The organism is Actinoplanes sp. KI2, from assembly GCF_025630775.1.
Taxonomy (GTDB): domain Bacteria; phylum Actinomycetota; class Actinomycetes; order Mycobacteriales; family Micromonosporaceae; genus Actinoplanes.
Genome location: NZ_JAOSZE010000012.1, coordinates 48,352 through 60,776, shown reverse-complemented (window position 1 = coordinate 60,776; position 12,425 = coordinate 48,352). Strand labels below are relative to the sequence as shown.

Annotated in this window: 3 protein-coding genes; 2 read left to right on the top strand and 1 reads right to left on the bottom strand. The window is 68.0% G+C overall.

Annotated elements, in window-relative coordinates:
- Positions 1-10: 10 nt before the first annotated feature.
- Complete coding sequence (locus ODJ79_RS14470) at positions 11-508, bottom strand: hypothetical protein (protein ID WP_263023943.1); 498 nt, start codon at positions 506-508, stop codon at positions 11-13.
- A 369-nt stretch (positions 509-877) separates the two neighbouring features.
- Between ODJ79_RS14470 and ODJ79_RS14465 the strand changes: the two genes are divergently transcribed.
- Together ODJ79_RS14465 and ODJ79_RS14460 are read left to right on the top strand one after the other, a co-directional pair.
- Positions 878-11,890 carry a LamG-like jellyroll fold domain-containing protein gene (locus tag ODJ79_RS14465; protein ID WP_263023942.1) on the top strand — a complete coding sequence of 3,671 codons (11,013 nt, stop codon included), beginning with the start codon at positions 878-880 and terminating at the stop codon, positions 11,888-11,890.
- Positions 11,887-12,342, top strand: a complete 456-nt coding sequence (locus tag ODJ79_RS14460; RefSeq protein ID WP_263023941.1) for a hypothetical protein — start codon at positions 11,887-11,889, stop codon at positions 12,340-12,342. The genes ODJ79_RS14465 and ODJ79_RS14460 overlap by 4 nt, the downstream gene beginning before the upstream one ends.
- Positions 12,343-12,425: the final 83 nt, after the last annotated feature.

The following is a 12,425-nucleotide window of genomic DNA, read 5'->3' as shown; positions in this document are numbered from 1 at the left end:
GCGCGGCGGGTCAGCCGGCGGCGTCCTTGAGGGCCTTGTCGACGAGGGTGCGGACCGTCTCGGTGGTCGCGGCGGCGTCCGGCTCGGTGATCTTGGTGACATTGGCCTGGGTCTTGGCGGCGCCGACGACGACGAAGTGCATGGCCGGGTAGGAGGCGGCGTTGGCGTCGACGGCGGCGGCCGGGGCCTGGCCGGCGGCGAGGATCAGGTTGCAGCCGCCGATGGCGAGGGTGGCCAGGTAGGTGGCGGCGTTGGCGGGGGTCTGGTCGCCGGCGACGGCGAGGTAGCGGACTTTGCCGTGGGTGGCCAGGGACGCTTTCTGCATGCCGTCCCAGGCAAGCACGGCGTCCTTGTCGGTGAGGCCGGCGGCGGGGGTGAGCAGGCACGCGGTAGCCGCGGTGTATTGCCGGGCGCGGGGTTCGGCGTCCTCGGGCCACAGCAGCCAGGTGAGGCCGACCGCTGCGATCGCGGCCGCCGCCGCGGCGGCGATCCACGTTCGACGGCTCATTCGCATACGTGACACGGCGCGGAGCGTACACGGGAATCCGGTCCGGCTTGAATTGATATCCATCAACACAGAGCGTTACCTGATCGCCGCTTGACGCACAGGTGATCTTCAGTGAATCTTGGCGCCGAATCATGCTCGCGGCAGACGGGGAGCTGGGGTCCTGTGAGTACTTGGTGGCGTCGTTGTGCGCTGGTGACCTTGGTGGTTTTCGGTCTGTCGACGGCGATGCCGGCCGACAACGTCCACGATGGACACTTCCCGTTGAGCTGGCTCACGCGCCTTGTGGACGTGCGGTTCGCGTCGGCGCAATCGCCGGGCGGGAAGGGACCGCAGAATCCGCACGGACCGCAGCCCAAACACGGTGGGTATGTGCCGACGGCGGCGACGATGGCCAACGGTGGGGCGGGCCGGGCGCCGGGCAAGGTGAAGGGCGCGCTGGATTCGTACCGGCCGTACCAGCCGGCGGTGAAGCCCATCAAGATCCGCGGCAAGTCGCGGGGCTTCGTGGCGGCGACCAGCACGCGGGACGCCGCGAAGTCCACCGCCACGATGGACCAGTACGCCAACGCGGACGGCACGACGACGCGGGTGTACACGCCGGGCGCGACCAACTACCGGACGTCCGGCGGCGGGTGGCAGAAGATCGACCCGACGCTGGTCAAGGACGGCTCGGGCGGCTGGCGGGTGAAGGCGAGCGGCCTGAAGGTGTCGCTGGCCGCCCGGGCAGCGACCGCCTCACCGACCGCGACGCCGGCCTCGACCGCGACGCCGGCCTCGACCGCGACGCCGGCCTCGACCGCGACGCCGGCCTCGACCGCGACGCCGGCGACTTCGGCGGGCACGAAGGCGGCCCGGCCGCTGGCCTCGATCATGCTGCCGGGCGGGAACTCGGTCGGTTACGACCTGGCCGATGCGTCGCCGGCGCCGGCGGTGGTGACCGGTTCGACCGCGACGTATGCCGGTGTTCTGCTGGGCGGTGACCTGCGGCTGCGGGCGAGCGCGGACGGTGTCGAGCAGTCCTTGGTGCTGGCCGCGCCACCGGCGACCGACGAGTGGGTGTTCCCGCTGCGGCTGACGGGGCTGAGCCCGCGGCTCGGCAAAGACGGGTCGGTGGAGCTGGTCGACAAGTCGGGCAAGGTGCAGGCGTGGTTCCCGCGCGCGACGATGTCGGACTCGGCGTTCGATCGGGCGTCCGGCGATTTCGTGCGGTCGTCGGCAGTGACCCTGTCGTTGACGACGGTCGGCGGTGCGCCGGCGGTTAAGGTGACCGCGGATCGGGCGTGGCTGGCCGATCCGGCCCGCAAGTATCCGGTCACGGTCTCCGGTGCGCTGACCACGGCCGCCGCTCGTGGCGCGTTCGTGGACAACAACGCCGCGACCGGTCCCGGTGTGCAGGCCGGTGGCGATCTGGCGATCGGGACGTCGAACGGCTCGACGAAGGCGCGTTCGTTCCTGAACTTCGGTGACGTCAACGCTCGGGTCGAGGGCAAGAAGGTCATCTCGGCGTCGTTGAAGCTGCATCTGACGTACGCGAAGTGTGGGGCGGCACGGTCGTTCTCGGTCTATCCGCGGTCCGCGGCGACCTCGGCGGCGGCGTTGTCCGCGACGACGTATCCCGGTCCGGCGCTGGCGGCCCGGCCGATCGGGTCGCTGACGGTGGCGAACCCGGCCGCGGCCTGCGCCAACACCGCCGCGGATCCGGCGGCCGGGACGGATGTGACCGTCCCGCTGGATGCGGCGGCGTTCAACAACGGGACCGTGGACAGCACGAGCTTCGGGGTGGCGCTGGCGACCTCGGACACCGACCCGGCGGCGTACAAGGTGTTCGCCGCGTCGTCGTCGGCGGTGGTGCTGACGACCGCGGCGGCGAATGTGGCGCCGCAGGTGGACACCCGGTATCCGGGCAACAACGCGACGGTGGAGACGCTGACCCCGCAGTTGGTGACCCGCGCGCATGACCCGGACAACTCGCCGAACACCGGTCTGACCTACGCGTACACGATCTACAACAGCGCGGGCACCGCGGTGGTGGCCAGTTCGGGCACGGTGACGACGGCGGGCTGGCAGGTGCCGGCCGGGAAGCTGGCGTGGAACTCCACGTACCTGTACACGGTGGCGGTCGGTGATCACACCAGCACGGCGCCGGCGACGGCGGCGTTCGCGTTCGCCACCCCGGTGCCGCAGCCGCGGTTGACTGCGGATCTGGCGCAGAACCCGGGGGCCGGGTTCGACCCGAACAACGGCAACTACACCACCTCGGCGGCGGACGCTAGCGTGGCGGGCGTCGGCCCGGAGCTGGAGATCTCGCGTAGCTACAACAGCCTGGACACCCGCCGGTTCGGCGCGTTCGGTCAGGGCTGGTCGAGCATTCTGGACACCAAGGCCACGCAGAAGCTGGACGCGGCCGGTGCGGTGCAGACGGTGGTGGTCACCTATCCGAACGGTTCGGAGGTGGCGTTCGGCCGGAACAGCGATGGCACGTTCACGGCGCCGTCCGGGCGGTATGCGGTGTTCACCGCGCAGACCTCGGGCAGCACGGTCACCGGGTACACGCTGACCGACAAGGATGCGACGCAGTATGTGTTCGGCCGGTCGGGTGGCTCCGGGGTTTTCCGGGTCACGCAGATCATCGATGCCAACGGGCGGGCGCTGAGTTTCGGCTATGACGGCACGACCGGTCAGGCCACCAGCATGACCAATGCGTCGGGCCGCAAGCTGACGCTGACCTGGACCTCGTCGACGCCGTGGTCGCCGGCCGCGTTGACGAACGTGGCGCATGTGGCGACGGTGACCACCGACGCGCCGACCGCGGGTGGCTCCGGATACACGTGGACCTACGGCTACACCGGCAACGATCAGCTGGCCACGGTCTGCCCGCCGGGCACGACCACGGCGTGCACCGCGTACACGTGGGGCAACACCGTCAATCAGTATGCGAATGCGACGCTGAACTCGAACCCCTACTCGTATTGGCGGCTCAACGACGCGGCGGGCAGCGCGTCGGCGGCCAGCAGTGTGCTGACCAACGCCGGCATGGACGTCGGCATCTACCGGAACGTGACGCTGGGCGCGCCGGGCGGGCTGGGCTCGTCGACGGCGACCGCGGCCTCGTTCGACGGCAGCACGTCGTATCTGGCGTTGCCGGGCAAGCTGGTCGCGGACGGCTCGTACCAGTCGGTGAGCATGTGGTTCAAGACCAGCGTCCCCAACGGTGTGCTGTTCAGCTACAGCCATGACTCGGTCAAGCTGGGCACTTCGGGGAGCAACTTCACCCCGGCGTTGTATGTCGATAAGAACGGGTATCTGCGGGGCGAGTTCTGGCAGGGCGCCGCGACGACGATCAAGTCGACGGCGGTGGTGACCGACAACGCCTGGCACCATGTCGTGCTCTCCGGCGCGGGCAGCACGCAGACCATGTACATCGATGGGGTGGCGCAGGGCAGCCTGGCCGGGACGATCTCCATGTTCGGCGCCAACGGCTCGGCGTTCGAGACGGTCGGCGCCGGCTATGTCGGCTTCGGCTGGCCGGACCACGCGAACACCGGCGCCACCTCGGGCAAACCGTACTTCTTCGGTGGTTCGATCTCGGATGTCGCGTTCTACAACAAGGCGTTGACCGCCGCGGATGTCACCGCGCAGTACTGGGTGGCGAAGAACAGCAGCTCGATCATCTCGAAGATCACTCGGCCCGGCGGGGGAGTCGCCGCGCAGGTCACCGTCGACCCCGCCGCCGGGCAGGTGGCCAACGTCGTCGACCAGAACGGCGGCACCTGGACGATGGGCACGCCGACCATCGCCGGCAACAGCTCGGTGTATGCGGCGTCGGTGCTGGGGGCGAAGCCGTTCGACTATTGGCGGCTGGGTGAGAACGACGCGGATGTGACCGACGCGGTGAACGAGGTCGCCGGCGACACCGCCTCCTACAGTGCGACCACGCTGGGCGTGACCGGCCCGTTCGCGGACAACACGGCGACCCAGTTCGACGGCACAAGCTCGAACGTGGTGATGCCGGGCAGCGTGGCCACGGCCGGGGCGAACTCGGTGAGCCTGTGGTTCAACACGACGGCGACCGGCAAGGTGCTGTACGGAGTGCAGGGTGGGGCGCTGGGCACGACGACCGCGCCGGGTCTGCCGTCGTTGTGGATCGGCGCGGACGGCAAGCTGCGGGGTCTGTCGCCCTCGGCCACGCCGACCGGGCCGGTGCGCTCGGGGGTGGCCGGTAAGTGCCTCGACGACTACAACATCGGTACCGCCAACGGGAACAAGATCGACATCTGGACGTGTAACGGCAGCATCTCGCAGAACTGGCAGATGTATTCGGACGGCAGCATCCGGACCATGGGCAAGTGCCTGGACATCACCGGCGGCGCGTCGGCGACCGCGAACGGCACCAAGGTCGAGCTGTACACCTGCAACGGCGGCGTGAATCAGGTGTGGCAGCCGTACAACGGAGGGCTGCGTAACCCGAACTCCGGCCGGTGCCTGAACGACGCGAGCAACTCGGCCGTCGACGGTAACCCGGTGATCATCTACGACTGTGTGGGCGCCGCGAACGATCGGTGGTCGATGGGGCTGGCCTCGACCGGCGCGGTCAACGACGGTAAGTGGCACGAGGCGGTGCTGACCACCTCGGGCACCAACCAGTCGCTGTACGTCGACGGTGTCAAGACCAACTTCAGCAACGGCAGCACGGCGCTGACCCCCGGTCCCCAGCCCAATGCCTACCTTGGCGCTGGGCTCACCGGAACCGGCTGGTCCGGTCTGACCGCGAACACCACCTCCTACTACGCGGGAAAGCTCGCCGAGGCCGCGTTCTACGACTCGGAGCTGACCGCGGCGCAGGTCGATGCGCAGTGGCAGGCCAGCAAGCAGAGCTCCGCGGTCGCGTGGACCACCATCGACACCACGATCAAACCGATCACCATGCCGGTCAAGACGGTTACCGTCATCGACCCGGGTGGCAAGACCCTGTCCTACAGCTACGACCTGACCAACAACCGGCAGATCGACGAGACCGACGCGCTGGGCAACACCACCCGCTACGGCTACGACGTCGGCGGCTTCTCCAGCCTCGTGTACGACCCGACCGGCGTGTGGACGCAGGCCAACCAGGACGCGCGGGGCAACACGATCTCCCGGATCACCTGCCAGGACCAGTCCGCGAGCAAATGCTCGACGTCGTATTACGAGTACTACCTGAACGCGTCGAACCCGGTCGACCCGCGCAACGACGAGATGATCACCAGCCGGGACGCCCGTTCGGCGAGCGCCACGGACGACACGTACAAGACGACGAGCACGTACGACGCGAAGGGCAACCCGCTCACCACGACCGCTCCGCTGGGCCGGGTGACCTCGACGAGCTTCACCGACGGCAGCACGGTCGCGGCGGCGGACTCCGGGTTCGCCCCGGCCGGCCTGCCGTACCAGGTGGTCAACGCCGCCGGCGGCAAGCAGCAGATCAGCTACAACGCGAACGGTGATGTCGCCAAGACGGTGTCGCCGGCCGGTGAGGTGACCACCTACACGTACGACAAGCTCGGCCGCAAGATCTCCGAGACGACCACGACCTCGACGTTCCCGCACGGGCGCAGCAGCACGTTCACCTACGACGGGCAGGACCGGGTCCTCACCCAGACCGACCCGGCGGTCACCAACCGGGTCACCGGCGCGGTGCACACCGCGGTCACGACCGACGTGTACGACGCCGACGGGAACATGACGTCGCAAACCACGTCGGACGCGACCGGTGGGGATGTGGCGCGGACGCAGACGGTCGTCTACAACGCGTTGGGTCAGAAGCAGTCGCAAACCGACGCGGTCGGTAAGAGCACGAGCTTCACGTACAACCAGTACGGGCAGGTGGTCACCGAGACCGATTCGGACGGCGGGGTCACCGCGTTCGAGGTCGACGCCGAGGGCAACGTGCTGACCGAGACGATGAAGGGCTGGACCGGGGATCCGAACAACCCCAGCGCCCCTGTCGATCTGGTCACCGAGACCAAGAAGTACGACCCGAACGGCCGGCTGGCCAGCACCACCGATGCGCAGGGCTGGACGACCTCGTACAAGTACACCGACGACGGACTGACCGCGCAGGTCATCCGCAGCAACATGCCGCCCAAGGACGACGGCACGCCCGCGGACGGCGCGACCACGTTCGTTCAGGAGAGCGACACCTACGACAAGGCCGGGAACCTGGCCACCCGGGTGACCGACAACGGCGCCACGACCACGAACTTCGGCTACGACGCGGCCGGCCGGCAGACCAGCATCACCCTCGACCCGACCGGCCTGAACCGGGTCACCACCAACGTCTACTCCCCCGACGACAACGTGGTGAGAACGACCCGCAGCGGCGGCGGCAGCACATTGTCGGTCACCGACCGTCAGTACGACGCCGAGGGTCGCGTGCGGGCCGAAGTCGCCTACAACGGCGACCCGGCGACCACGCCGGTCGGCCGGTGGAAGCTCGACGAGACCTCCGGTACGACGGCGGCGGACAGCGCCGGCAACAACGTCGCCCAGGCCGATCCGTCCGTGACCTGGTCGACCTCAGCCCCGCCCGGGCACACCGGCAGCGCCAGCTTTACCGGTGCGAGCGCGTCGCGGATCCTGAGCACCGATCCGATCCTGGACCTCACCCAGGCGTACACGATCTCAGCCTGGGCGCAGCTGAACACAAAGGCCAGTGACCAGTACGTCGTTCAGCAGCCGGGCGCGAACGGCAGTTCCTCGATCAAACTCGGCTACCTTGCCGCCAGCAACACCTGGACGGCGGCCGGAGCCAACCGGCTCGCCGACGGCAGCATCAGCTGGTGGACCAGCAACAGCGCGGCCGGCGTGCCGACCGTCGGCGCCTGGACCCACCTGGCGGCCACCGTCGACCCGAAGACGTCCACGGTGAAGCTGTACATCAACGGCGCGCTGGCCACGACCACGACGGTGAGCAGCCCGTTCAACAACCAGTCGGCCGGGCAGATGCAAATCGGCTCGCAGGGGGGCGGCTCCGGCTTCATCGGCCAGATCGCCGACGTGCAGGCCTACCAGGCCGCCCTGACCGACCAACAGATCTCGGCCGTCTACGGCAACTCTGCTCCCGCCGCCGGCGCGGGTGTCACCCGAACCTCCTACCAGCTGGACGAGGGTGGCCTGGCGCTGCGCACGACCGATCCGCGCGGCAACGCCACGGATGTGTCCTACGACGAGGACGAGCACCCGGCGGTCAGCACCGGCGTGTCGGTGACCGCGGAGACCGTGAACGGCGCGGTCGTGGCCCGCCCGGTCTCTTACACCGGCTACGACACCTTCGGCGACCCGACCGAGTCGGTCGACGCCAACGGCAACCAGACGACGAACGTCTACGACCGGGCGGGCCGGGTCTACGAAACCCACCGGCCGTCATACACCGCGCCGGACGGGACGACGATCAACCCGGTCAGCTCGGTCGTCTACGACACCCTCGGGCAGACCGCGTCCAGCACCGACGAGCTGGGCAACACCACCCACTTCACGTACGACCAGCTGGGCCGGCTCGCGAAGACGGTCGCGCCGAACGACGGCGTCACCACGACCGCGTTCGACCTGGACGGCAACCCGATCTCGGTGACCGGGCCGACCGGGGCGACGGCCCAGATGACGTACGACTACCTGGGCCGCAAGGCCACCGCGACGCAGATCCTGCGGCAGCCCAACGACACGCTCACCACCACCTACAGCTACGACACGGCCGGTCGGCTCAAGTCGCAGGCCTCCCCGAACGGGGTGACCACCAACTACACGTACAACGCGGCGGGAGAGCCGGTCACCGCGGTCGACGCCGCCGGGAACACGACCACGACGACCTATGACGGTCTGGGCCGGCCCACCCGGGTCACCCAGCCGAGCGGGGCATACCAGAACACCGCGTACGACATGCTGTCGCGGGTCTACAGCGCCGCGTCGTACGACGCGAGCGGCACGCAGTTGACCAAGTCGTCGCGGTCCTTCGACGCGGCCGGCAACGTGCTGACCAGTTACGACGGGCGTGGCACGGCGACCACGTTCACCTACGACCCGACCGGTCTGGTGTTGTCGGAGAAGCAGCCGACCACCTCGTCCACGTCGATCCTGACCTCGTTCGGGTACGACCTGAACGGCAACCGAACCAGGTTCACCGACGGGCGCGGCAACGCGTTCTGGAACACCTACAACTCGATGAACGCGGTCGAGTCGACGATCGAGCCGGTCACCAACTCCTATTCGGCGGCCTCGGATCGCACCTGGACCCGCAGCTACGACGCGGCGGGGCAGCTGGTCGGGATCGCCGAGCCGGGCGGGGTGAGCCAGACCTACGCGTACGACAGCATGGGCAATCTGACCGCACAGTCCGGCGCGGGCGCGGCGGCGAGCACGGCGACGCGCACGTTCGGGTACGACCTGGCCGGGCGGATGACCTCGTTCTCCGCGCCGGGCGGCACCAACCAGATCACCTACGAGGACCGCGGCCTCCCGAGTTGGGTGGGCGGTCCGTCCGGCACGACGTCGTTCACCTGGACGCGGGACGGGCTGATGAAGTCGCGCATCGACGCGGCGGGCACGACCTCGTACACCTACGACGGCGACGACCGGCTGGCCACGCTGACGAACCCGACGGCCGGCATCAACCAGACCTACGCGTACGACGTCGACTCGGCAGTCAAGACGATCACCTACGGCGGCACCGGCAACGTCCGCACCTTCTCCTACGACGGGATGAAGCGGGTCACCGGCGACGAGCTGAAGACCGCGGGCGGAACGTCGATCGCGAAGATCGCCTACGGGTGGGACGCCAACAGCAACGAGACGTCGAAGACCACCACCAACTTCGGCGGCACGACCACGGCCAACACGTACACGTACGACCTGGCCAACCGGCTGAACTCCTGGTCGGACGGCACCACCACCACGGCTTACACGTATGACGCGTCGGGCAACCGGACCGGCAACGGGTCCACCACCTACACCTACGACCAGCGCAACCGGCTCGTCGGGGATAGCACGGGCACCGGCTACACCTACAGCCCACGCGGCACCCTGACCTCCACGGCCAAGGGCACCGCCACCGAGACGACCGTCTCCGACGCGTTCGACCAGGTCGCCTCGCAGACCGCGGGCGGCAGCACATCGAGCTACACCTACGATGCGCTCGGCCGTGCCCTCCAGTCCGGGTTCGCCTACACCGGCACCGGCAACGACCTCGCCGCCGACTCGGGATCCACCTACGTCCGCGACCCGAACAACGCCGTGGTCGGCGCCTCCTCCGGTGGCAACAACCGGGAAGTCTGGACCGATCTGCACGACGATGTGGTCGGGCAGTTCACCGACACCGGCACCGCCCTGTCCGGGTCGACGGTGTACGACCCGTTCGGCACGGTGAAGTCCTCGACCGGAATGCTGGGCAACCTGGGCTACCAGTCGGAGTGGACCGACAACCTGACCAAGCGGGTCAACATGGCCGCCCGCTGGTACAACCCCGGCACCGGGCAGTTCGACAGCCGCGACACCGTGGCGAACAACCCGGTCCCGGACTCGGTCAACGCCAACCAGTACGCCTACGCCAACGCCAACCCGCTGACCGGCACCGACCCGACCGGCCACGGCTGGTGGAGCAGTATCACGAAGGCCGTGTCCAGCGCCACCAGCGCGGTGGCCTCGGCAGCCAGCTCGGTGGGTTCATACGTCTACCAGGCGGCCTCGACGGCGTACAGCTACGCGTCGTACGCCTATCACGCAACGGTTGCCGCCGCCTACGCGGGCGTCGCGATGGGGATGGACTGGGTCGCCAGGAAGGCCACGAAGTACGGCGCCAAGGGGCTGGCGAAATGGGCCCACCGAGGCCGGATGGCGGCGGCCAAGAAATGGCGTGAACACACCAACCGGGCAACCAGGGCGCAACAGGACGCCGAACGCAAGGGCCACGCCCTGTATCAACGCACGGCCCGGGCGGTGCAAAAGGTCTCGAAGGTTGTCAAGGACGCCGGGAAAGCCACCGTCAAGTGGGCCAAGAAGCACAAGACGCTGGTGGAGATCGGGGCCGTCGTGCTCGCCGTCGGCGCCACGGCTCTCCTAGGCCCGGTCGGCGGGGCGCTGGTCGGCGTCGCGATCAACCTGGCCAAGGACGCCGCGCTCGGCAACATCCACAACCTCAAGGATCTCGGCACCTCGGCGTTGATGGGGGCCGCCGGGGCGTTGATCGGCGGCGGCACCGGCCGGATCGCCGCCATGATCGGGAGCCGGGTCGTGGGGGCGGCGGCCGGGAGGATCGGCTGCGGCATCATCGGCAGGACGCTGTCCGGCGCATTATCCGGCGGCGTCGAAGGCGGCATCGGTGGTGGCCTGCAGGACGCCAGCACCCAGCTGCTGACCACCGGCCACATCAACATGAAGCAGACCTTCCAGGCGACCGTCCAGGGCGCCCTGGTCGGCGCGGTCACCGGTGGCGCACTCGGCGGAAAGACACCGTGTCACAGCTTCGAACCGGATACGCGCGTGGTCATGGCCGACGGTCACACCAAGCCGATCGGCGACGTGAAGCTCGGCGACAAGGTCCTCTCCACCGACCCGGCCACCGGCAGAGCCGAGGCGAAGACGGTCAGCGTCCTGCACCACAACCACGACAGCGATCTAGCCGACGTAACCGTCAAGGATGCCAAAACCGGCAAGACCAGTGTTCTGCACACCACCCAGAACCACCCGTTCTGGAACGCCACCAAGGCCAACTGGACCGACGCGAAGAACCTGAAGGCCGGCGACAAGCTCCGCAGCCCCGACGGCGAAACCACCCAGACCGTCGCGGCGGTCAAGGTCTGGACCGGCCTGAAGTGGATGGACGACCTCACGGTCAACGACGTCCACACCTACTATGTCCTCGCCGGCACCACCGCGGTACTCGTTCACAACAACAACTACTGCGGAAAGCATGCGTCTGGCGAATCCGCGGAGAACTCCGACTACATCGGACGGCATCTCGCCGACAATGACCTTAAGAAAGACCTGATGGACGCAGGTGCCCGCAGAATCGACGAGGTGAAGGGCGGCCTTGGCGACGGTGACGAGCTTCCGGGGGCCTTCAGTGTCGGGCGAGACCGCACAAATGGGCGCGTCTACCACGGAGAGAGCGGATCCGGCGCCGGCCTCGATCCTCGAGTGCAGTCCGCCCTTCCGGCTGAGTCTCAGATGGAGAACGGGCGGCCGCCTGAGGTTTGTGCCGAGGCTCGGATGTGTACCAACGCATTGGCTGGAGGATCCCGTTTGGAAGATCTTGATATTGTTACGGTCAACCAGAAGGGCAAGCGGTTCAAGATGTGCCCGAACTGCGCCACCTGGGTTCCTGGTCTGGTGAGGAGTGTGCTTACGGGATGACCGCGAATTCGGCCCGGATGAGGATCTGCGAAGCGCTCGAGGGCATAAGCGCGGTGCGCTTCGTCCGGACGGCCGACGTCGACGTCGAGGATGCCTGCCGTCGATTTCGGAGCGAGGGCTACGAGGTGACGGACTGGCTGCGGAGTTTCATCCGGGATTACAGCGGGTTGACTGTTGGATGGAAAGGTGTCCGGGGCGGCGACAACGAGTTCAGTACTGCAGTCGAAGACGCCTTGGACGCCTTTCTTCCAAACATTCGCATTTATTCCAGGAGGTTAGGTTGTTTGGCGCTTCCGATTGGTGTCGCTTTCGCCACTGAGGAGCGTATGCTCCTATCGGAGTTTGACGACGTGATTTTGGGCGGGGACGCCGGTTTGCAGCGCGTCGGCAAGGGGTTCGAGGCCAGCATGTGCGCCCTCGTGACCGGTCAGTGGGACAAGACCTTTTTCTAGCTAGTGCATCGTTCCTTAAATCCTGTACGTCACTTTCAGGCGGTAGCCCCTATATCCACGGTTCGACCTTTGGCGTTGAGCTG